The sequence below is a fragment of the Streptomyces melanosporofaciens genome, from assembly GCF_900105695.1.
GTDB classification, from domain to species: domain Bacteria; phylum Actinomycetota; class Actinomycetes; order Streptomycetales; family Streptomycetaceae; genus Streptomyces; species Streptomyces antimycoticus.
In genome coordinates this window covers 6639070-6660764 of record NZ_FNST01000002.1, presented here as the reverse complement: position 1 = coordinate 6660764, position 21695 = coordinate 6639070, and the positions used below count along the sequence as shown (strand labels likewise).

Below are 21695 nucleotides of genomic sequence, written 5' to 3'. Positions count from 1 at the left end.
CACCCGGGTCAAAGGCGCTCCAGCACGGTCGCGTTCGCCATGCCGCCGCCCTCGCACATCGTCTGCAGACCGTAGCGCCCACCGGTCCTGCGCAGTTGGTGAACGAGCGTGGTCATCAGCCGGGCGCCGGTGGCGCCGAGCGGATGGCCGAGGGCGATGGCGCCGCCGAAGGCGTTGACCCGCTCCGGGTCGGCGCCGATCTCCTTCTGCCAGGCGAGGACGACGGAGGCGAACGCCTCGTTGATCTCCACCAGATCGAGGTCGCCGATCGACAGCCCGGCCCGGTCCAGGACCTTCTCGGTGGCGGGGATCGGGCCGGTCAGCATATGGATCGGATCGGAGCCGACGACGGCCATGGTGTGCACCCGCGCGAGCGGGGTCAGGCCGTGGCGGCGCACCGCCTCCGCGGAGGCGATCAGCAGGGCGGCGGCTCCGTCGGAGATCTGGCTGGAGACGGCGGCGGTCAGCCGGCCGTCCTCGGTGAGGGTCTTCAGCCCGGCCATCTTCTCCAGGGTGGTGTCGGCGCGCGGACCCTCGTCGGCGGTGAGTCCGAAGGCCGGGGTGATCTCGTCGTCGAAGGCGCCGCCGGCCTGGGCGGCGAGTGCGCGCCGGTGGCTGGTGAGTGCGAATTCCTCCATGTCCGCCCGGGAGACGCCCCACTTCTCGGCGATCAGTTCGGCCCCGCGGAACTGGGAGACCTCCTGGTCCCCGAAGTGCTCGCGCCAGCCGTCCCCCGCGTACGGGCTGCCCATACCGGCCTGTTCGCCGACGGTCATGGGGCTGGCGATGGGCACCAGGCTCATCACCTCCACCCCGCCGGCGACCACCAGATCGGCGGCCCCGGAGCCGACCGCCTGGGCGGCGAAGTGCACGGCCTGCTGCGAGGAGCCGCACTGGCGGTCGATGGTGGTGCCGGGGACGTGCTGCGGCAGGCCGGCCGACAGCCATGCGGTGCGTGCGACGTTTCCGGTCTGCGCGCCGATCTGGCTGACGCACCCGAAGTACACGTCGTCCACGGCGCCCGGGTCGGCTCCGGTGCGCTCCAAGAGGGCGCGCAGCGCATGGGCGCCGAGATCGGCGGGGTGCACGCCGCTGAGCGCGCCCTTGCGGCGGCCGACGGGGGTGCGGACGGCTCCGACGATGAATGCTTCCGACACGGTGGGGCTCCAGGGGTTTCGGGGAGGTGTCAGGTGCTGGGGGCGGCGCGGGAGAAGTCGGGCGCCCGCTTGCCCAGGAAGGCGGCGACGCCCTCGCGGCCCGCGGCGGAGGCGGCCGCGGCGGCGATCGCACGGGCCTCGCGGTCCAGGTGCGGACCGAGGTCCGAGGTCAGCCCGGTGGCGACGAGACGGCGGGTGGCGCCGAAGGCGGCGGTGGGTCCGCCGCACAGGGTCTCGGCCGTGCGGACGGCCTCGGCGGCCAGCCGGTCGGGGGCGACGATCCGGCTCACCAGGCCGATGGCCTCGGCTTCCGCCGCCTTGACGCGGCGGTTGGTCAGCAGCAGGTCCAGGGCCCGCTTGGGGCCGATGAGCCGGGGCAGGAACCAGCTCACTCCGGCATCCGGTGAGTATCCGATCCCAGTGTAGGCGGTGGTGAACGAGGCGTTGTCGGCGGCGAGGGTCACATCGGCGGAGGCGGCCAGGCCGATGCCCGCACCGGCGACGGCGCCCTGCACGGCGGCCACCACGGGCGCGTCGCCCGCCGCGAACGTGCGCAGGGCCTCGTGGAGCGCGCCGGTCACCTCGATGAGGTGCTTCTCCAGCACCTCGCCGGAGAGCCGGGCGAACTCCCCGAGGTCACCGCCGACGCAGAAGGACTTCCCCTCGCCGGTCAGCAGCACGGCACGTACGGACTCGGCGGCGCACACCCGCGCCGCGTCCAGCAGTTCGCGTGCCATCTGAAGGTCGATGGCGTTTCCCGCCTCGCCGCGGCGCAGGGTGACGCGGGCCAGACCGTCGTCGATCTCGATGCCGACCCTCATCGCGCGGTCCATCCGCCGTCGACGGTCAGGATCTGCCCGGTGCAGTACGAGGAGGCGTCCGAGGCCAGGAACAGGAGCGCGCCGTCGAGTTCATGGGCGTCGCCGCCGCGCCGCAGCAGAGTGTTGCGGTCGACCCAGCGGCTGGAGCGCTCATCGCCGAAGAGGTCCGCGGTCATCTCGGTGCGGAACCAGCCCGGGGCGAGGGCGTTGACACGGGTCCCGCTTCCGCCCCACTGTCCGGCCAGCTCCCGGGTCAGCCCGATCAGCCCGGCCTTGGACGCCGCGTAGCTCGCGCCGCCCAGGGGGGCGGCGGTGACCAGGCCGAGGATGGAGGAGACGTTGATGACGCTCCGGGGTGGCGCGCCGTCCCCGACGGGTGCCTCCGCCACCAGGCGTGCCAGGTGGAAGGGGGCGGTGAGATTGGTGCCGAGGACGTCGGCGAAGGCGTCCGGGGATTCGTCCTCGGCGCGGGTCTCGCCGGACGTGGCCGCGTTGTTGACCAGGATGTCGAGCCGGCCGGTGGTGGTCCGCGCGGTCTCGATCAGCCGCGTACGGTCGGCGGCGAGCGAGACGTCGCAGGCGAGGGGGTGGATGCGCGCGTCGGAGTCGGCGAGTTCCTTCAGCCGGTCGATCCGCCGGGCGGCGGCGAACACGGTGGCGCCGGCCTGCGCGAGGACGGCGGCGAAGCGTGCGCCGAGCCCCGCGGACGCGCCGGTGACCACGGCCGTCCTGCCCTCGAGCGAGAACAGCTCCGCGGCAGGTGGCGGCGCGCTCATCCCTCCACCCCGATCGGCAGGGCGGTCGCGCCGCCGTCGAGCACCAGGGTCTGGCCGGTCATCCAGGAGGAGGCGTCGGAGGCCAGGAAGAGCGCCGCCCGGGCCACGTCCTCCACGGTGCCGAGGCGCCGCAGCGGCAGCTTGGCGGTGAGGATCGGCTCTCGGACCTCCCACACCGCCCGCGCCAGCTCGGTCTTGATCAGCCCGGGGGCGATGGCGTTGACGCGGGCGTGCGGCCCCAGTTCATAGGCGAGCTGCCGGGTCATATGCAGCATGGCGGCCTTGGTGGCGTTGTAGTAGCCGATGTGCGGGTCGACGATGAGCCCGCCGACGGAGGCGATGTTGACCACCGCTCCCCCGTGTTCGGCCATCCAGGCCCGCCAGGCGCACCGGGTCCAGGCGATCATGCCGTACTGGTTGACGCGGACGGTCTTCTCCGCGCGCGGCAGGTCCAGGTCGAGCAGATCTCCGTGGTACGGGTTGGTCGCCGCGTTGTTGACGAGGAGGTCGAGGCGGCCGAAGCGGGCCATGGTCTCCTCGACACACCGCTCGGCCTGGTCGGGTTCGCCCGCGTTCGCCACCACCGTGCGCACATCGCCGTCGCCCTTGACGCGCAGCAACTCCTCGCGGGCCTCGGCGAGTCCGGCCGGTTTACGGGCCGCGATCACCACATGTGCGCCGGCCGCCCGGTAGGCGGTGGCGATGCCGAGGCCGATGCCGCGGGATCCGCCGGTGATGACGGCCACCTTGCCGTCGAGGCTGTTGGCGCTCACGCCGCCCCCGTCTCCGTGTCGGTCTTCTTCTTGTATGGCGCGAGTTCCTGGCGGGCCACCGTCCGCAGATGGACTTCGTCGGGGCCGTCGGCGATCTGCAGCGCCCGGGTGATGGCGTACAGCCGGGCCAGTACGGTGTCGTCGCTGACCCCCGCCGCGCCGTGTGCCTGCACCGCCCGGTCGACCACCTTGTGGGCGACCTCCAGCGCCGCCACCTTGATGGCGGCGACCTCCATACGGGCGGCGGCGTTGCCGACGGTGTCCATCAGCCAGGCCGACTTGAGGACGAGGAGACGAAGCTGCTCGATCTCGATGCGGCTGCGGGCGATCCACTCCCGGACCACTCCCTGGTCGGCCAGCGGCCCGCCGAAGGCGGTGCGTTCGGTGACGCGCTCGCACATCAGCCGCAGGGCGCGCTCGGCGAAACCCACGGCGCGCATCGCGTAGTGCATCCGGCCGGGACCCAGCCGTCCCTGGGCGAGCGCGAAGCCCTCGCCCTCCCCTCCGAGGATGTTCTCGGCCGGGACCCGGACGTTCTCGAAGAGCACATCGCCGTGTCCCAGCCGGTCGGTGTAGCCGAACATCGGCAGGTCGCGCAGGACGGTGACGCCCGGGGTGTCCCGGGGGACGAGCAGCATGGACTGCTGCCGGTAGGTGGGCGCGTCCGGGTCGGTCTTGCCCATCAGGATGATCAGCTTGCAGTCGGGGTCGAGGATCCCGGAGGTGTACCACTTGCGGCCGTTGACGACGTAGCTGTCGCCGTCGCGGGTGATGCGGGTGCGGATGTTGCGGGCGTCGGAGCTCGCCACCTCCGGCTCGGTCATGGCGAAGCATGAGCGGATCTGAGCGTCGAGCAGCGGGCGCAGCCAGCGTTCCTGCTGCTCGGGGGTGGCGTACAGGGCGAGCAGCTCCATGTTGCCGGTGTCGGGCGCCGAGCAGTTGAACACTTCGGGGCCGATGATGGAGCGGCCCGCCAGCTCGGCGAGCGGCGCGTATTCGAGGTTGCTGAGCCCCGCGCCCCAGTCGCCGTGCGCCATGAAGAGGTTCCACAGGCCCTCGGCGCGGGCCTTCTCCTTCAGCTCGGCCATCACCGGCGGCAGGGCGTGCGGGTCGTCCCCTTCGGCCAGCTGCCGGTCGTACGTCGCTTCCGCGGGGAAGACGTGTTCGTCCATGAACGACCGCATGCGGTCCTGGAGTTCACTCGCCCGTGGCGAGTATCCGAAATCCACGATTGCTCCTGTTCGGTGGGGGCGTACCGGTGCCGGATCAGCCGAGGATGTCGCGGGCGGTGCGGATCATCGCGGCGATGGTGGGCGGCAGGCGTTCCTGGTCCGGGTCGTGGTGCTTGCCCTCGCGGTGCCGGCGGAGGTTGTGGCCCATGATCGCGGCCATCTTCATGCGGCCGAGTGCCCGGAACCAGTCCATCGCGGGCAGCGCGGGCCGCCCGTCGCGGTAGGTGTCCAGCAGTTCGGCCTCGCCGGGCAGCCCGGGCACGGCGTGTCCCAGCTGGGGGAAGTTGCGGTGGTCGGCGAAGAGCAGAAACCAGCCCAGGTCGATGCGCGGGTCGCCGACGCTCCAGATCTCCCAGTCGACGACGGCCACCGCCCGCTCGCCCACGCACAGCACATTGCCGAGCCGGAAGTCCCCGTGCAGCAGCACCGGCGGGAGTCCGCGGGGGACGCCGTCGGCGAGACGCGCCAGCAACTCCTCCCCGCCGGGCCGCAGTTCGGCGGGAACGGCACGCAGGGTGCGGCTCCAGCGCTCCAGCTCGCCGGCGGCGCCCAGCGGTGCGGGCGCGTCGAGCCCGGGTGTGTGCACATCGGTGCCGTGCAGTAGGCGCAGGACGGAGGCGATCTCCAGCATCCGCGCGCGGGACGTCGCGGGGTCCACCTCGTGCTCGTCCAGTACCGGCTCGACGGCCTCCCCGGCCGCGAAGTCCATGGCGAACCAGGCGGGTTGGGTCTCGTCGACGGCCATGACACCCGGGACCGGCACCGTGGATCCGGCCAGCGCGCCGAGCACCCGTGCCTGGCGCAGGACGTCGTTGCGCCCGACGGGCCGCTGACCCGGAGGCACCGCCTTGACGACGTAGCGGGCATCCCCGGCCGCGACCTCGTAGGTCAGCCCCGAGTGGCCGCCCGGCAGCACCGTCAACTCGCCGACCTGCGCGCCCGGATGGTGGCGGGCGAGCCGGTCGCGGACCCGGGCGGCCAGCTCCGGCACCTCGGTGGCCATGCTCATCGGACGGGCTCCTTGGGCAGGCCGAGTACGCGCTCGGCGAGGATGGTGCGCTGGATCTCGTCGGTGCCGCCCGCGATGCTGTAGCCGGGGGCGCCCAGCAGGTGTTCCGTCCAGGCGTAGGTGCCCCACTCCCCCGTGTCCGCCACGAGGCTCGGCCCCAGCAGCTCGGACACCAGGTCGCTGGTGCGCCGCATGGTCTCGGTGGCGTACAGCTTGCCGACCGACGCCTCCGCGCCCGGTTCGCGCCCGGCGACGAGGGCGGCGGTCACCCGCAGTCCCATGAGCCGCTGGACGAGGGTGCGGAGGTGGAGGTCGGCGGCCCGCTGCTGTTCGCCACCGGTGAGTGGGCGCGACAGGTTTCCGGCCAGGTCCAGCGCCCGGTCGGCGTTGTCCAGGCCGAGGCTGCCGGAGTCGAGCCGTTCGGCGGCCAGCACGCTGAGCGTGACCCGCCACCCCTCGCCGACCGGCCCGAGCCGGTCGGTGTCGGGCACCCGCACCCCGTCCAGGTAGACCTCGTTGAAGCTGGTGCCACCGGTCATCTGCCGGATGGGCCGTACGGTGACGCCCGGCGCGTCCATACGCACCAGGAAGACGGTGATGCCGGCGTGCTTGCGGACGTCCGGATCGGTGCGGCACACCGCCACGCCCCAGGTCGCCACGCGAGCCCCGGAGGTCCACACCTTGTGCCCGGTCAGCACCCAGGTGTCCCCCTCGCGCACCGCCCGGGTGCGCACCGCGGCGAGGTCGGATCCGGCCTCGGTCTCCGAGAACAGCTGGCAGGCCAGTTCGTCGGTGCGCAGCATGGGCACGAGCCAGCGGCTCTTCTGCTCCTCGGTGGCCCACAGACCGATCGCGGGGCGACGAGTGCTTGGGTCACGGGGAAGATCTCGGGGCGGTGCGGTACGTCGAAGGCCGCCTCCTCGCCGCGGTAGAGCTGCTCGTAGTACGCGGGCAGACTTCGTCCGCCGTACTCCTGCGGCCAGTTGAGCGCGGACCAGCCCTGGTCGTAGCGGGTGCGTTCCCACTCCTGGACGCGGGCGGTGTGCTCGCGCTCCTGCTCCTCGGTCCAGTTCTCGAATACGGCGACGGAGTCGGAGCCGCTGCCCCACTCCCCGTCGGCGGCGCGGGGCCGGGCCACTCCGGCGAGCCACGTCCGGGCCTCGGCGCGGAACTCATCGGGTTCCGGGATACCGCTCATCTCTTCCTCCACCTCCGATCGGGGGGGCCGTTCAGCCGGACATTCCGCGGGCCAGTGCCCGGAATGTTCGGCGGGCCATTCGGCTGGACATCCGGCGGGACGTTCAACGGGACAGGACCGTGCAGGCGCTCACGCCGGGGGCGCCGTACACATGGGTGAAGCCGATCCTGGGACGGTCCGGGACCTGGCGCTCACCGGCCCGGCCGCGGAGCTGCTGGACGACCTCGTAGACCTGGCGCAGTCCCGAGGCGCCGATGGGTTCGCCGTTGGCGATGCAGCCGCCGTCGGTGTTGACCGGCAGCGTCCCGTCGATCCCGGTGGCGCCGGAGGCGATCAGCCGCTCCTGCTCGCCGTCCTCGCAGAATCCGCACTCGGCCATGTGCATGACCTCGGCGCCGCTCTCGGTGTCCTGCAGCTGACACACGTCGACATCGCCGGGGCCGAGTCCCGCCTCCTCGAAGGCGGCGGCCGAGGCGTCACGGCTGACGCTGGTCAGCGTGCCTCCGGGAATCCACGGGCTGAACACCTCGAACGAGCCGAAGCGCCGGGTGCGTACGGCCGCCGAGCGCAGGGTGACCGGTGTGCCGTCCATCGCGCGGGCGGCCTCGGGCGAGCAGAGGACCAGCGCCGCCGCGCCCGCTCCCGGGGAGCAGAACATGAAGCGGGTCAGCGGATCGCTGACCATGCCGGATTCCAGGATCTCCTCGGCGGACACCGGTGTGCGACGCCATGCCTCGGGGGTCAGGCCGCCGTTGCGGTACGCCTTCTCGGCGACCAGGGCGAGGGTCCGCGAGGTGATCCCGTGGTCGTGCATATAGCGCTGGATCTTCATGCCGAAGAACTGGGTGGTCACCATCAGCCCGTCGCTGCCGTACTCCGCGCCCAGGCCCCAGTCCTCGGGCCTGGGATCGAAGGCGCCGCGCGGGTGTTTGTCGAAGCCGACGGCGAGGACGACGTCCGCCATGCCGGAGCGGATCGCGTTCACGGCGGAGATCAGCGCGCTGCCACCGGTGGCGCAGCCGTTCTTGACATTGACGAACGGCAGTCCGGTCAGCCCGAGTTGGGCCACCAGGGTGTCCGCGAGACCCGCGCTGTCGCTGCCGCCGAACGCGGCCCGCACCCGCGACCACGGGATCCCGGCGTCCGCCAGCGCGGCGTTGACGGCGGTGACGGCCAGTTGTCGGCCGGTCGCCTCCGACCGGCCGAACGGGGTGCGCCCCGCGCCGCAGATCAGCACATCGGTGCTCACGAGCCCTCCTCGCTCACGGGTGTGGGCCTGGCCCGGGGCACCCCGGGACCGGCGGTCACGGAGAGCGGCATGCCGATGCGGACGGCGTCGAGGTCGTCGACATCGAGGACGGCGGCCACCCGCACGCCCTTAGCCAGCTCGACATAGCCGAGCGCGAACGGCTCGAAGCCCCCGGGCGGGACCTGGTAGGGCGGCGACTTGGGGGCGTACCGCTGCACCGTCCAGGTCCACAGCGTGCCCGTGCCCTGGAGGGCCGCCGGATCGGCCGGCCCTCCGCAGCGCGGGCACGTGTCGTCCGCGGGGTACACCGTCACCGAGCAGCCGGAGCAGCGTGCGCCCTGGAGCCCGCCGACGGCGGGGCTCCGCGGATCCGTGGTCATCCGGATCAGCGCCCCTGCCACTTGGGTTCGCGCTTCTCCAGGAACGCCGACACGCCTTCGTTCGCGTCCTCGGAGTTGAGCGCCACGCCCACGGCGAGGTGCTCCATCACCATCAGCGACTGGGTGTCGGCGTCCAGGCTGCGGTCGATCGTCATCTTCGTGAGCCACATGGTGAAGGGGCTCTTGTCGGCGAGGTGGCTGATGAACTCCTCGACCGTCGCGTCCAGCTCATCGGCCGGGGCCGACTTGTTGATCAGGCCGAACTCGGCGGCCTCGACGCCGGAGAGGAGCTTGCCGGTGAGCATCAGCTCCTTGGTCTTACGGATGCCGATCATGCGCGGCACCCGGTAGATCGGACCGGCCCCGCCGAAGAGCGCGCGGCGGATGTGGAAGTCGCCGATCTTCGCGTCGTCGGCGGAGATGGCGAAGTCACAGGAGATCATGATCTCGAAGCCGCCTGCGGTGACATGGCCCTCCAGGACCGCGACCGAGGGGGTCTTCATCGAGTACAGGCGGTCGCACACCTTCGCGGACTTCACCGCGACGTCGATCGCGTTCGACTTGCCGACGTACTCGGCCTTCAGGCTGTCGAGGTCGAACCCCGAGCAGAACGTGCCGCCACGGCCGCGCACCACCAGGACTCGCAGCTCGGGGTCCTCGTCCACCTCGGTGATGATCTCGTCGAGCCGGTCCAGGATCGGCACGGTGACGCAGTTCTTCTTCCACGGACGGTTGAGCCACACACGGGCGACGTGGCCGTCGCGCTCGAACTGGATCTCTTCTTCCGTTGTCATCCCTCACCCCTCAGAAACTGAACTGAATTCACTACAACTTTGATTCCAGAGCCGCACAGTGTCAAGCCCTTGATCGAGACATACCTATTCGGGTTCAGGCAGCGGGGCGGGCGGCGAGGCCGGCAAGCCCGGCGAGCCGGGTCCGGTGCTGGTCCGCCGTGCCGAACAGCACCTCGGCGCCACGCGCCCGGCGTACGTACAGATGCGCCGGGTGCTCCCAGGTGAAGCCGATCCCGCCATGCAGCTGGACGTACTCGGCCGTGGCCAGGCGGAAGGTCTCGGAGCAGACCACGGCGGCGGCACAGGCGGCCACCGGCAGTTGCGGCGAGGCGATGGCGGCGCAGGCGGTCGCGTAGGCGGCCCCCGAGCGCGCCGCCTCCAACGCCACCAGCACATCGGCCAGCCGGTGCTTGACGGCCTGGAAGGACCCGATGGGGCGGCCGAACTGGTGGCGCTGCGCCACGAAGGCGACCGTGGCGTCCAGCGCGTGCCCGCTGCCGCCGACCTGCTCGGCCGCCAGCGCGGCCCGCCCGGCGTCCAAGGTGGCCGAAACCGTGCCCTCGGCCTCCTCCGCCGTGCCCACGGCAGTGGCCGGGGCACCCAAGAACTCCACCAGCGCCTGGCGCCGCGTCTCGTCCAGGACGCGGCGCGGAGTCCGCCGGCAGGTGTCGGAGGCGGGCTCACAGGCGAAGAGCCGGGGTCCGGCGGGGGTTCCGGCCCGCACCAGGAGCAGATCCGCACCGGCCCCGTCGAGCACGAAGTCCGCCCGGCCGCGGAGCACCCAGCCGTTGCTCCCTTCTTCCGCGGTGACGGCGAGCTCATGCGACTCATCGCGCCCACCGGGGCGGTCATCGGGGCCGAACCCGGCCACGGTGGCGGTGAGCGTGCCGTCGGCGATCCGGGGCAGATAGCGCTCGCATGCCGCACGATCGCCGCTGAGCAGGAGGGCGTGTGCGGCCAGGACCACCGTGGGAAGCAGCGGCGCGCAGTACAGGGCGCGCCCGGATTCCTCCAGGGCCACGGCCAGTTCGGCGAAGGTGAAGCCCGACCCGCCGTACTCCTCCGGAATGGCCAGGCCGTGGACGCCGATCTCGCCCGCGAGCCGTGCCCAGAGCGCTTCGTCGTATCCGCGCGGGGTGGCCAGATGCTTGCGTACCTCCTCGACGCCACTCGCCTCGGCGTAGAGGTCCCGCAGGACGGTGCGCAGTTGTCGCTGCTCGTCCGTTTCGGACAGCAGCTGGGGGTCGATCTCGGGGTGGCGACGGTGCATGGGATCTCCATCGTGCTCGTACGGCGGGCGAGTAGCGCAAGAATTGAACTCAATTCATGACCGTAGGCATGGGACACCAGGCAGGCAAGAGCATCCGGCGCCAGGATCGGGGCGGGCCCGATCCGCTCAGGCGGTGAACCGGCCGCCGTTGGCGAGCAGCACCGCGCCGACAAGGTTCGCCGCGGCATCGCTCGCGAGGAAGAGGGCGATCTCGGATATCTCCTCGGGCGTCGCGTACGGGCGCACCCGGGGGTCGGCGAAGGCCGACCGCAGCGCCTCGGGGGTGCGGGTCGCCATCCCCGTGTCCGTCGGGCCCGGCGCCACCAGGTTCACGCGGATCCCGGACGCGATGACCTCCTTGGCCACGGCTTGGGCCAGGGCGTGCACACCCGCCTTGGAGGCGGCGTAATGGGGGTAGCCGACGGGCGCGTCGAAGGCCGACGACGATCCGATCACCACGATCGCCCCTGCCTCGCGGGGCCGCATGACCCGCACCCCGGCGCGGAGCACATGGAAGGTTCCGTCCAGGTTCACCCGCAGGACCCGCTGCCAGGAGGCGTCGTCGAGGGAATCGGTCAGCTCGACCGGCCGCCCTTCGACGGCCGCGTCCGCGATGCGCTGCTTCGCCTCCGGATCGTCGACCCCCGCCGCGTGCACCAGGACGTCGAGGCGGCCGTGCCGGCGCAGTACGTCCTGGAAGGCGCTGTCGACGCCCGCAGCGTCCGTGACGTCGAGTGCGACCGCCTGGGCGGCGGACAGTTCCTCGGCGACGGCCGCCGCGCCGTCGCCGTTCACGTCCGCCAGGACGACGGCCCGTGCGCCTTCCGCGGCCAGTTGCCGGGCGACCGCCGCGCCCATGCCCGAGGCGGCTCCCGTCACCATCGCGACCCGGCCGGCGAACCTCCCCGCGCGAACCTTTTCGTGCGTCACGCCTTCGCTCGTCACACCGATCCCCTTCCGTTGCCTCGGCCATCTATTGAACCGACTTCACCTCTGTTACCGTGGCAGCCGCAGCGCTGACAAGACCCGGGACGGTGAAGATGAGGGCACTGCGGCTGACTACCTGGGGCGAGGCTCCGGCATCGGCAGAGGTCGAGCGGCCCGTCCCCCACGGCACCGAGGTGCTGGTGCGGGTCGAAGCCGCCGGTCTGTGCCGCTCCGACCTGCATGTCATCGACGGTGCTCCGGGCGCGCTCCCCTACCGGCTGCCGTTCACCCTCGGCCACGAGGTCGCCGGGCAGGTCACGGCCCTGGGGCCCGCCGCCGACGGAGTGAGCGCAGGTGACCGCGTGGTGCTCTACGGACCGTGGGGCTGTGACTCCTGTGCGCGGTGCGCCGCCGGCTCCGACAACTACTGCGACCGGCGGGACACCCTCGCCTGGCACGGGGCGGGACTGGGCCGGGACGGCGGAATGGCCGAGTACGTGCTCGTCCCCTCCGCCCGCCATCTGGTGCCGATCGGCGACCTGCCGGCCGACCAGGCCGCCCCGCTCTCCGACGCGGGCCTGACGTCCTACCACGCCGTGGCCGGGCTCCGGCACGCCCTCGGCGAGGGCACCACCGCCGTCGTCATCGGTGTCGGCGGACTCGGCCACCTGGCCGTCCAGGCCCTCCACGCGACCACCGCGAGCCGTGTGCTGGCGGTGGATGTCCGGGAGGACGCCCTGGCTCTCGCGGACCGCTCCGGCGCGGACTTCAGCACCCTGATACGACCGGACACCGCCCGCGTCCTGAGGGCACGCAGCGGTGGCGTGGGAGCGGACGCCGTATTCGACTTCGTCGGCGCCCCACAGACGCTGGAACTCGCGACCGGCGTCCTGCGCCCCGGCGGCGAACTCGCCGTCGTGGGAAGCGGAGGCGGCAGCCTGACGGTGTCCAAGCCGGGCGTCCTCCCGCCCGGCTTCCGGCTCTCACTGCCCTTCTGGGGAACGCGCCACGAACTGGCCGCGGTCGTCACGCTGGCACGTTCGGGGGCGCTCCACGTCGAGACGGAGCGCTTCCCGCTGTCCGCCGCCGCGGAGGCGATCGAGCGGCTCCGCCGGGGTCGGGTGCGGGGCCGGACCGTGCTCGTACCGGACTGAGCACGTTCGCGGTGGACTGATGGCTCCGGCCCATGGACGCGGGGCTTGGGGACGCGCGGGGCTTGGGGACGCGCGGGGCTTAGGGGCGCGCGGGGCTTAGGGACGCGCGGACTCATGGACGCGCGGGCTCACCGGCGCGGGAACTCACGGATGTCGGCAACTCACGGATAGGGAAGGGAAGTTCAGCATGCGCTTCGACGGAAAAGTGGCGATCGTCACCGGCGGCGCCCGGGGCATGGGTGCCACGCATGTACGGGGGCTGGTCGCGGAGGGCGCCCGGGTCGCCGTCTGCGACGTCCTGGACGACGAAGGGGAGGCCCTGGCCGGGGAAGTCCCCGACACGCGGTACTGCCACCTCGACGTCACCGACGAAGCGGAGTGGCAGTCCGTCGTCCGCACGGTCGCGCACACCCTCGGCCCCGTGGATGTCCTGGTCAACAACGCGGGGATCATGCTCTACGGCGGTGTGGAGCAGCAGTCGCCCGAGCACTTCCGCCGGATCATCGACGTCAATCTGGTGGGCGCGTTCCTCGGCATGCACACCGTCCTCCCCGGCATGCGCGAACGCGGCCACGGGGCGGTCGTCAACGTCTCCTCGGCCGCCGGTATGACGGGTTTCGCCGGTGGCATCGGCTATGTGGCGAGCAAGTGGGGGGTGCGCGGGATGACCAAGGCCGCCGCACTGGACATGGCGGGCAGCGGGGTGCGGGTGAACTCCGTCCACCCGGGTGTCATCCGTACGTCCATGGGTGAGACCGCCTCACCCGCGCTCTTCGCCCATCAGCCGGTGCGGCGCATCGGGGAGCCCGAGGAGGTCACCCGCATGGTGCTCTTCCTGGCGAGCGACGACGCCTCGTACACGACGGGCGGGGAGTTCCTCATCGACGGCGGCCAGACCATCGGTCACGGCGGCCACTCCGCGGATTAGAGCGGCGCCGAGCCCGCGGCCGTGCGTGGCGCCTGCCGCCACCACGGCCGAACGCCCGCTACACATCCTTGCGGACGGTGAGCAGGGAACCGATCCCGATCAGGCAGACCAGCATGACGAAGAACGCCGGGGAGAGCAGGTTCCCGGTGTGCTCGACCAGGAAGGCCGCGATGTACGGAGCCGTACCGCCCGCGAGGACGGTGCCGATGTTGTACCCGATCGCCATACCGGTGTAGCGGACCCGGCGTTCGAAGAGATGCGGCCACAGACTCGCCGCCGGGACCTGCACGAACGCACTGCTCAGCATCAGGAGCAGATAGGCCAGACCGGCCAGCGCCAGGCTGCCCTGACCCATGAGCATCATCGCGGGATAGGCGGACACCAGGAAGCCCAGCAGCCCGCCCATCAGGACGCGACGGCAGCCGAACCGGGCGGCGAGCCGGCCGGCCGGCACCATGAGCAGCACGGTGACGAGCACGACACCCGCGGTCAGCCAGTACACCAGCGTGGTGTCGTATCCCAGGTTGGTGGTCAGGTAGATGCCGATGTACGTCAGCCCGAGGAAGATGGCGCCGCCCTGCGCCATGGCCAGACCGACGGACTGCAGCAGCGCCGGGCGGTGGGTGGCCAGGACCTCCCGGATCGGGGCCGCGGGGATGTCGGCGCGCTCTGCGGCCTCCTTGAATTCCGGGGTGTCCTCGATCCGCAGCCGGGCCCACAGACAGAGGAGGGTGAGCGGCACGGCCATCAGGAAGGGCAGCCGCCAGCCCCAGTCGCCCATCTGTTCCTTGGTGGTGAGGGCGGAGATCGCTCCGGCCGTCGCGGCCGCGAACATGAACCCGAGGTTGGAGCCGATGGGCGTGACGGAGCCGAGGAAGGCTCTGCGCCCGGGCGGCGCCGACTCGTAGATGTAGGTGTAGGCACCGACCGACTCGCCGCCCGAGGAGATGCCCTGTACCAGCCGGGTGATGAAGAGGAGTACCGCGGCGAACACACCGATCTGGCCGTAGGTCGGCAGCAGTCCGGTGACGCTGCTGGCCACCCCCATGCACAGCACCGAGGAGACCAGCGCCTTGCGACGCCCCCATCGGTCGCCGATCCATCCGAAGAAGACACCGCCGATCGGCCGCACCACGAGGCCGGTGGCGAACACCGCGAGCGCCGCCAGCATCGAGGCCGCCGGATCGTCGCCCGGGAAGAACTGCGGGGCGATGGCCACGGCGAGATAGCCGTAGACGCTGAAGTCGTAGTACTCGATCAGGGTGCCGATGCTCCCGGCGAGCATCGCGCGGCGCACCGTACGGGGATCGTGCGACGCCGACTCCTCCGGCGGCGCGGGCTCCTCCCCCGGCGGCGCGGGCTGCTGTGTGGTGCTCATGATCCGGCTCCCTTCCCCGCGGCACGGTCCGGTACCTTGCCGACGCCCGGGACGCTACAGAACTGAACTCAGTACAGCTAGCCGTCGAACACGAGTTTTCTCCCGGGACGCGCCAGAGGCCATGGACACGATCAGGCGCGCGGGCCGGAAGGGCTCGATGTAAACGGTGTACGACCTGCGGTTCAGCCAGCAGCGGCGTGCCGCGCGAGACGGTCACCGCATCGACACACGCCCGACCGGTTGAGGATCTGAATTGGATTCGGTTTACTCGTAAGGAGCGGGGTGTGCCGTATGCGGACCCCGCGCTTCAGACCAGCTTCGCGTCGTGGGTACGCGGTCGCGCGCCCAGGACGTGAAGTGTCGCCGTACAGGTAGGCAGTAGCCAAGCTCGGGAGTGCAACGTGCCCATCGGGTTCGAGATCGATGAACGAGTCGCCGGGATCGCGCGGCGCACCACCGAGTTCGTACGGGAGGTGGTGATACCCGAGGAGCAGGCGTGTGACGGCAACGTCCATGCCGGGCCGGAGCCGCTGCGCCGCCGGCTGCAGGACGCGGCCCGCGAGGCGGCAGTGTTCGCCCCGCACGTCGGCGCCGAATGGGCCGGACTCGGACTGGACCTGTGCGGACAGGCCGTGGTGTTCGAAGCGGCCGGGTACTCGCTGCTCGGGCCCCTCGCGCTCAACTGCGCGGCTCCCGACGAGGGCAATACGCATCTGCTCGAGGTGGTGGCCACGGAGGAGCAGAAGGAGCGGTATCTGCGCCCGCTGGCGGCCGGTGAGGCGCGCTCGTGCTTCGCGATGACCGAACCGGCGCCGGGCGCCGGCTCCGACCCGCGTGCGCTCACGACGACCGCGACGAAGATCGACGGCGGCTGGCGGATCGACGGCCGCAAGTGGTTCATCAGCGGCGCCGACGGGGCGGCCTTCGCCATCTGCATGGCCCGCACCAGCGGCGGCCCCGGCGACGCGGGCGGCGCGACGATGTTCCTCATCCCCGCCGACAACCCCGGTATGAAGATCGTCCGGAATATCGACACCCTGGACCAGGGCCTCTTCGGCGGGCACAGCGAAATCGCCTTCGAAGGCTGCGAGGTGGCGGACGATGCCGTACTGGGCGAGGTGGACCAGGGCTTCGCGTACGCCCAGGTACGCCTCGGGCCCGCGCGCATGACCCACTGCATGCGCTGGCTCGGCGTGGCCCGGCGGGCGCAGGACATCGCCCTGGAGCGCGCGGCGGACCGTTCGGCCTTCGGCAAGCCGCTGGCCGAACTGGGCATGGTGCAGCAGATGCTGGCCGACTCCGAGATCGACATCGAGACCAGCCGGGCGGTGCTGTGGCGGGCCTGCTGGGAGCTGGACCAGGGCCGCCCGGCCGCCCAGCACACCTCGATCGCCAAGACCTACGTCTCCGAAGCGGTGAACCGGGTGGTCGACCGGGCCGTCCAGATATGCGGTGCGCTCGGCATCTCGGGCGACGCCCCGCTGTCGCGGCTGTACCGCGAGGTGCGTCCGTTCCGTATCTACGACGGCCCGTCCGAAACCCATCGCTGGGCCATCGCCAAGCGCGCGGTGCGGGCGGCGCGGGAGCGGCGGGGCACCCTGTGACCAGTTCTGGGACGACGGTGGCCGGAGTCGACGTGGCCGCGTTGCAACGCTACTTCGAACGCCACGTACCCGAGTGCGCGGGCCCGCTCACGGTCACGCTGCTGCAGGGCGGGCGCTCCAACCTCACCTACGCGGTGACCGACGGGGCACACCGATGGGTGGTGCGCCGCCCGCCACTGGGGGTGCTGACACCGACCGCACACGACATGGACCGCGAATACCGCGTCGTCGCGGCGCTCGGCGACACCGCTGTGCCGGTCGCCCGGGCCGTGCTGTCGTGCACGGACCCGGAGGTGATCGGGGCGCCCTTCTGCGTCGTCGACTTCGTGGCGGGCACGGTGCTGCGCGACGGCGACGAGGCCGCCGTACTCCCGCCCGACGACGCGCGGCGCGCCGCCGATGCGCTGGTGGACGCCCTGGTCACACTGCACTCGGTGGACGCCGCCACCGTCGGGCTCGGCGACTTCGGCCGGCCCGACGGCTATCTGGAGCGCCAGGTGCGGCGGTGGCGTGGGCAGTGGGACAAGGTCGCCACGCGGAACCTGCCGGACCTCGACGAACTGCACGGCAGGCTGGCCCGCTCCCTGCCCGCGAGCGGCGCCCCGGCCATCGTGCACGGGGACTACCGCCTGGACAACGTCATCCTGGCACCCGGCGAGTTCGGGCGGATCGCCGCCGTCCTCGACTGGGAGATGGCCACGCTCGGCGATCCGCTCGCCGACCTCGGGATGCTGCTCATGTACTGGGACCCGACCTGCGAACCGGTCCTCGGGGCGCGCCACGTCCCGACGGCCAACCCCGGCTTTCCCTCGGGCCGCGAGGTGGCCGAGCGATACGCCGCGAAGTCCGGACGGGACATCGATGGCCTGCCCTTCTACCAGGCGCTGGGCTGTTTCAAGCTCGCCGTCATCGCGGAGGGCATCCACGCCCGCTATGCGGCGGGACAGACGGTCGGAACGGGATTCGAGCGGGTCGGCTCCGCGGTGCCCGCGCTGCTGCGCTCGGGGCTGGAGCTGCTGCCGTGACCGGTCACATCGCAGATGCCACGGCTGACGCCGGAGATGCCGCGCGAGACGCCATGCCAGATGCCACGCGAGTTACCACCCAAGGTGCCGCGCAAGACAGAGGAGAGCCCGTGCGAGACCGACTGTCCGGACAGATCGCCCTGGTCACCGGCGCCACCGGCGGTATAGGAACCGCCGTCTCGCGGCGGTTGGCCGTCGAGGGCGCCACGGTGGTGGTGACCGACGTGGACGCCGACCGTTGCGAGCAGCTCGCGGAGGAGCTGACGAAGGACCTGGCGGCCGATGGAGCGCGGGCGCTGGGCCTCGCGCTGGACGTGAGCGACGAGGAGGCGTGGCGCGGCACGGTCGAGCGCGTGGTCAACGAACTGGGCGGCCTGTCGGTGCTCGTCAACAACGCGGGCATCGCCAAGATGCGCACCGTGGAAACGGAGACCCAGGAGTCCTGGGACAAGGTCATCGCCGTGACCCAGGGCGGTGTCTGGCTCGGCATGAAGCACGGTGGACCCGCGATCGAAGGCTCCGGGGGCGGCTCGATCGTCAACATCGCGTCGATCTTCGGCACGGTGGGCGGCTTCGGCAGCCAGTTCTCGTACCACGCGGCGAAGGGTGCGGTCCGGCTGATGACGAAGAACGCCGCCCTGCACTGGGCCACGCGCGGCGTCCGCGTCAATTCGATCCATCCCGGTTTCATCGAGACCCCTCTCTCGCGCGAACTGTGGCGGGGCACTCCCCGTCACACCGCGATGGTCGAGGGCACCCCCATGGGGCGGCTCGGCACGCCGGACGAGGTCGCGGGGGCCGTCGCGTTCCTCGCCTCCCAGGACGCGAGCTTCGTGACCGGCTCCGAACTGTACGTGGACGGCGGCTGGACGGCACGCTGACGGGACACCGCCACCACCACCCCGTCACGGCTGACGACCGCCACCACCACCCGTTCGTCGCGGCGGACGAGCCAGGGGGTGGGGCGGCGAGCGGTCATCAGTCCGTCGTCTGTGCCGCCGTCGCGGTGGCGGCGGTGGCGGTGTCCGCGGCGGTCAGGCCGAACACCAGGGCCGAGGCGATGCCACCGGCGTAGGCGCGGTGCCACAGGCCACCGGTGTCCGACCCGGCCGCGAGGAGTCCGTGGAGCGGTTCGCCGTCCCCGCGCAGGACGCGGGCCCGATCGTCGATGCGTACACCGTGAAAGGGGAACGTGATGGCCGGTACGGTCTCGATCACGTAGTAGGGCGGTTCGTCGAGCGGAAGGCGGTCCAGCCGCCGACCGGGGACCGGCTCCAGCCCCGCCGCGGCGTCTTCGTTGAACAGCTTGACCGCGTCGCGTACGGCGTCACCCCGATACCCCCATTCCTCCGGGAGGTAGGCCAGTTCGTCGAGGTCTTCGGCGAGTCCCACACGGCCGCCCCGCTTACTGGCCAGAGCGAACTTGTCCACGGCGACCGCGCCCTCGACGTACGACCCGACGACCCAGTCACGGAACACCCGGGCGTCAGCGATGAGAAGGCCCCGGCTCTCGGGCTGCTCCAGCAACGCCATGGCCGTGAGGTGGTCGCCCAGCGTCTCGTCCACGAACCGATCGTTGCGCACATTGAACAGCAGGGCGTGTTCGCTGTAGTAGAGCGACAGGTCGACGAAGTCCGCCGGGTCGGCGAAGGAGATGCCGCTGGGGATGAGATGGCCGTAGAAGCCCGCGTCATCGTGGCCGGTGGCGGCACCGACCTGGGTGGCCAGACGGTATCCGCCGCCACGGCTGAAGGGGTTGGAGCGGAGCTGCATGCTCTCGGCACGGGGGTGCACATGCGCGGTGCGGAGTTCCGCATCGCCCTGAAACCCGCCGGTCGCGATGAGCGTGGACCCGGCGCTCACACGCATGCGCGCGCCATCGGCCAACCTCAGCTCCGCCCCGGTCACGGCCCCGTCCTCGACCACCAGCCGTTCGGCGCATGTCTCCAACAGCAACGTGCCACCGCCTTCGCGAACGACCCGACGACAGGTGTCGACATACTGATGGGTGTCGAACTGGTGCCCGCGACCGAAACTGAGGACGCGCTGCGCATCCTTGACGTCTACGCCGAGGGAGCGGATCCATGCGACGCCTTCGGGAAACCGATCCACGAGGGCGCGCTTGAGCGCGGTGTCTCCCCATGGGTTGTGCTGGTCCATGGCGTCATGGCTCGGCGCGGTCCAGGCGTAACCCGCGAAGCGCGCGGAACCGCCGACGTCCGTACCGATCTCCACGACCATGACGGACAGACCGTTGCGCACAGCGCGGGCACCGGCGGTCAACCCCGCCATTCCCGCACCGATGACCAGCAGATCGACATTCTCCACGCGCACGTGACTCCCCTCCGGCGATGAGCTCGACGGCTCGCCAGGGACGGCGACATGCCCTTGGCGACCCTCCCAGCAAAACCGAATCCAATTCAAAAAACAAGCATTGAGGACGAGGCAAGCCAGGGGGCGCCGAAATGAATTCGCTTTCAGGATCTGGAAGGGCGCTCAGCGCTCCTGCAGTGCTGCCAGCGCGTGGACGGTCGCGGCGGTGTCCGGGTACAGCCGCCGGTAGAGGGCGTACAGCTCGTCGTAGCGTCCGGTGTGCTCGGCGCGGGGCGTCACCGTCTCGCGCACCGGGTTCCAGTCCTCGATGGAGGCGCCCCCGACGAGCTGCGCGGCCAGCAGAGCATCGCCGTAACCGGCGCCGATGGTGATGGTGCGCAGCTCCTGCGGGCGGCCGGTGATGTCGGAGACGATCTGCGTCCACAGGGAGCCCTGGGTGCCGCCACCAACGGCGACCACGCGGCGGATGTCGCCGCCGGCCGCCTCGATGACCTCGATGTTCTGGCGGACGCCGAACCCGGTGGCTTCGAGTGCGGCCCGGTAGAGGTCGCCGCGGGTGTGGGACAGGGTCAGCCCGGCGATCACTCCGCGGGCGTCCGGGTCCATGATCGGGGTGCGCTCCCCGGAGAAGTACGGGAGCATCAGCAGGCCATTGGCGCCGGGGCCCGACTCGGCGGCCAGCGCGGTGAGTTGGGCATGGTCGCCGTCGGCGAACAGGTCACGGAGCCAGTTGGCGACCGCACCGGAGGTGGCCATGCCGCCGGCCAGATTCCGGGTTCCGGGCAGGGCGCCGACCGTGCCCCACAGGGACGGACTGGTCAGCGGCTTGGGCACGGTGTGGATGAGGAACATGGTGGTGCCGTACATCAGCATCAGATCACCGATGTGCTGCGCCCCCACGCTCAGGGCCTCGGCCCAGGCGTCGATGGTGCCGGTGGTGACGGGGATCCCGGCGGGCAGACCGGTCGCCTCGGCGGCCTCGGCGGTGAGGGCACCGGCCGCCTCACCGGGCCAGCGCAGTGGCGGCAGTTCGATGCCGGGAGCGATCTCGGCGGCCCAGGGGGCGTACCACTCACCGGCGAGCGTGTCGTACAGCGGGGTGCACTGGCTGGCCGAGTGGTGGTCCAGGACGTAGTGTCCGGTGAGCTTCCTGACCAGCCAGGAGCTCGGCATGTACAGCCGCCGGGCCCGCGCGTAGACCTCGGGCTCGTGCTCGGCGATCCAGGCGATTTTCGGCCCGGCGGCCTGTGTGGTCAGGGCGGAGCCGCAGCGGCGGATGATCTCCTCGGCGCCGAGCCGCGCCTCGATGCGCTGGATCTGGTGGACCGAGCGGGTGTCCACGCCGTACAGAACGGCAGGGCGCAGCGGGGTGTCGTGCTCATCGGCCAGCAGGACGCAGGGCCCCATGCCGCTGACCCCGACGGCGACTACGGTGGTGTCACCGGAGGCGGCGTCACCGGCAGCGGTGCCATCGACAGTGGTGTCATCGGCGGCGGTCAACTCCCGGGCGAGTTCGACGAACTCGCGCCACCAGACGGCAGCGTCCATTTCGAAGTGGCCGGGGCCGGGCCTTGCGGGGGTGTGCTCCCGAGTGGCCGAGCGGATCAGTGTGCCATCGAGGCCGACGAGAACGCCCTTGCTGCTCGAGGTGCCGATGTCCACACCGATGACTGCGTTGCGAGGCAT

At 71.5% G+C, this 21695-nt stretch carries 19 protein-coding genes and 1 pseudogene; 5 read left to right on the top strand and 15 right to left on the bottom strand.

Going from position 1 to position 21695, the window contains the following annotated elements:
- Positions 1–8: 8 nt before the first annotated feature.
- The 12 genes and pseudogenes from BLV72_RS31605 to BLV72_RS31550 form a co-directional block, all read right to left on the bottom strand.
- Positions 9–1157, bottom strand: coding sequence for an acetyl-CoA C-acetyltransferase (locus tag BLV72_RS31605; RefSeq protein WP_093466530.1), 1149 nt, complete (start codon positions 1155–1157; stop codon positions 9–11).
- A gap of 29 nt (positions 1158–1186) precedes the next feature.
- Positions 1187–1978, bottom strand: a complete 792-nt coding sequence (locus BLV72_RS31600; RefSeq protein ID WP_093470663.1) for an enoyl-CoA hydratase/isomerase family protein — start codon at positions 1976–1978, stop codon at positions 1187–1189.
- A complete protein-coding gene (locus BLV72_RS31595) occupies positions 1975–2754 on the bottom strand; it encodes an SDR family NAD(P)-dependent oxidoreductase (protein ID WP_093466528.1) in 780 nt (259 codons plus the stop codon). The genes BLV72_RS31600 and BLV72_RS31595 overlap by 4 nt, the downstream gene beginning before the upstream one ends.
- Positions 2751–3527: an SDR family oxidoreductase gene (locus BLV72_RS31590; RefSeq protein ID WP_093466526.1), complete on the bottom strand. Its 777-nt coding sequence runs from the start codon at positions 3525–3527 to the stop codon at positions 2751–2753. Before BLV72_RS31590 ends, BLV72_RS31595 begins: the two co-directional genes overlap by 4 nt.
- Complete coding sequence (locus tag BLV72_RS31585) at positions 3524–4756, bottom strand: acyl-CoA dehydrogenase family protein (protein ID WP_093466524.1); 1233 nt, start codon at positions 4754–4756, stop codon at positions 3524–3526. The genes BLV72_RS31590 and BLV72_RS31585 overlap by 4 nt, the downstream gene beginning before the upstream one ends.
- Positions 4757–4793: 37 nt before the next feature.
- On the bottom strand, positions 4794–5768 hold the full coding sequence (locus BLV72_RS31580; RefSeq protein WP_093466522.1) for a phosphotransferase family protein: 975 nt from the start codon (positions 5766–5768) through the stop codon (positions 4794–4796).
- Positions 5765–6966: pseudogene (locus tag BLV72_RS31575) on the bottom strand (acyl-CoA dehydrogenase family protein). The gene BLV72_RS31580 and the pseudogene BLV72_RS31575 overlap by 4 nt, the downstream one beginning before the upstream one ends.
- 103 nt (positions 6967–7069) lie before the next feature.
- Entirely contained in the window at positions 7070–8215 is a 1146-nt protein-coding gene (locus BLV72_RS31570; protein WP_093466520.1) for a thiolase family protein, read from the bottom strand.
- Positions 8212–8595, bottom strand: coding sequence for a Zn-ribbon domain-containing OB-fold protein (locus tag BLV72_RS31565; RefSeq protein ID WP_093470662.1), 384 nt, complete (start codon positions 8593–8595; stop codon positions 8212–8214). Before BLV72_RS31565 ends, BLV72_RS31570 begins: the two co-directional genes overlap by 4 nt.
- 5 nt (positions 8596–8600) lie before the next feature.
- Positions 8601–9389, bottom strand: a complete 789-nt coding sequence (locus BLV72_RS31560; RefSeq protein ID WP_020866740.1) for an enoyl-CoA hydratase/isomerase family protein — start codon at positions 9387–9389, stop codon at positions 8601–8603.
- 94 nt (positions 9390–9483) lie between these two features.
- Positions 9484–10659, bottom strand: coding sequence for an acyl-CoA dehydrogenase family protein (locus tag BLV72_RS31555; RefSeq protein WP_093466518.1), 1176 nt, complete (start codon positions 10657–10659; stop codon positions 9484–9486).
- A gap of 126 nt (positions 10660–10785) precedes the next feature.
- Positions 10786–11589: an SDR family NAD(P)-dependent oxidoreductase gene (locus tag BLV72_RS31550; RefSeq protein ID WP_244321107.1), complete on the bottom strand. Its 804-nt coding sequence runs from the start codon at positions 11587–11589 to the stop codon at positions 10786–10788.
- 110 nt (positions 11590–11699) lie between these two features.
- Between BLV72_RS31550 and BLV72_RS31545 the strand changes: the two genes are divergently transcribed.
- Both BLV72_RS31545 and BLV72_RS31540 read left to right on the top strand, forming a co-directional pair.
- Positions 11700–12740 (top strand): NAD(P)-dependent alcohol dehydrogenase, encoded by a 1041-nt coding sequence (locus tag BLV72_RS31545; protein WP_093470660.1) that lies wholly within the window; start codon positions 11700–11702, stop codon positions 12738–12740.
- Between the two features lie 187 nt (positions 12741–12927).
- On the top strand, positions 12928–13668 hold the full coding sequence (locus tag BLV72_RS31540; protein ID WP_093466516.1) for an SDR family oxidoreductase: 741 nt from the start codon (positions 12928–12930) through the stop codon (positions 13666–13668).
- 58 nt (positions 13669–13726) lie between these two features.
- Here BLV72_RS31540 and BLV72_RS31535 read toward each other — a convergent pair whose 3' ends face one another.
- Positions 13727–15046, bottom strand: a complete 1320-nt coding sequence (locus BLV72_RS31535; RefSeq protein WP_208905786.1) for an MFS transporter — start codon at positions 15044–15046, stop codon at positions 13727–13729.
- Positions 15047–15447: 401 nt separating this feature from the next.
- Between BLV72_RS31535 and BLV72_RS31530 the strand changes: the two genes are divergently transcribed.
- The 3 genes from BLV72_RS31530 (at position 15448) to BLV72_RS31520 (ending at position 18556) form a co-directional block, all read left to right on the top strand.
- Entirely contained in the window at positions 15448–16650 is a 1203-nt protein-coding gene (locus tag BLV72_RS31530; RefSeq protein WP_093466514.1) for an acyl-CoA dehydrogenase family protein, read from the top strand.
- Entirely contained in the window at positions 16647–17675 is a 1029-nt protein-coding gene (locus BLV72_RS31525; RefSeq protein WP_093466512.1) for a phosphotransferase family protein, read from the top strand. Before BLV72_RS31530 ends, BLV72_RS31525 begins: the two co-directional genes overlap by 4 nt.
- Before the next feature lie 110 nt (positions 17676–17785).
- Positions 17786–18556: an SDR family NAD(P)-dependent oxidoreductase gene (locus BLV72_RS31520; protein WP_093466510.1), complete on the top strand. Its 771-nt coding sequence runs from the start codon at positions 17786–17788 to the stop codon at positions 18554–18556.
- Positions 18557–18653: 97 nt separating this feature from the next.
- On the opposite strand, the gene BLV72_RS31515 is transcribed toward BLV72_RS31520, so the two are convergent.
- Positions 18654–20009 carry an FAD-dependent oxidoreductase gene (locus tag BLV72_RS31515; protein ID WP_093466508.1) on the bottom strand — a complete coding sequence of 452 codons (1356 nt, stop codon included), beginning with the start codon at positions 20007–20009 and terminating at the stop codon, positions 18654–18656.
- Between the two features lie 162 nt (positions 20010–20171).
- The gene (locus BLV72_RS31510; protein ID WP_093466506.1) at positions 20172–21695 is read right to left on the bottom strand and encodes an FGGY-family carbohydrate kinase; all 1524 of its coding nucleotides are present in this window, start codon (positions 21693–21695) and stop codon (positions 20172–20174) included.

Bases quoted from the DNA above. Each gene is read 5' to 3' on its own strand.
- BLV72_RS31600 (WP_093470663.1), bottom strand. From the start codon at position 1,978: ATGAGGGTCGGCATCGAGATCGACGACGGTCTGGCCCGCGTCACCCTG.
- BLV72_RS31595 (WP_093466528.1), bottom strand. From the start codon at position 2,754: ATGAGCGCGCCGCCACCTGCCGCGGAGCTGTTCTCGCTCGAGGGCAGG.
- BLV72_RS31580 (WP_093466522.1), bottom strand. From the start codon at position 5,768: ATGAGCATGGCCACCGAGGTGCCGGAGCTGGCCGCCCGGGTCCGCGAC.
- BLV72_RS31565 (WP_093470662.1), bottom strand. From the start codon at position 8,595: ATGACCACGGATCCGCGGAGCCCCGCCGTCGGCGGGCTCCAGGGCGCA.
- BLV72_RS31560 (WP_020866740.1), bottom strand. From the start codon at position 9,389: ATGACAACGGAAGAAGAGATCCAGTTCGAGCGCGACGGCCACGTCGCC.
- BLV72_RS31555 (WP_093466518.1), bottom strand. From the start codon at position 10,659: ATGCACCGTCGCCACCCCGAGATCGACCCCCAGCTGCTGTCCGAAACG.
- BLV72_RS31545 (WP_093470660.1), top strand. From the start codon at position 11,700: ATGAGGGCACTGCGGCTGACTACCTGGGGCGAGGCTCCGGCATCGGCA.
- BLV72_RS31540 (WP_093466516.1), top strand. From the start codon at position 12,928: ATGCGCTTCGACGGAAAAGTGGCGATCGTCACCGGCGGCGCCCGGGGC.
- BLV72_RS31535 (WP_208905786.1), bottom strand. From the start codon at position 15,046: ATGAGCACCACACAGCAGCCCGCGCCGCCGGGGGAGGAGCCCGCGCCG.
- BLV72_RS31510 (WP_093466506.1), bottom strand. From the start codon at position 21,695: ATGCCTCGCAACGCAGTCATCGGTGTGGACATCGGCACCTCGAGCAGC.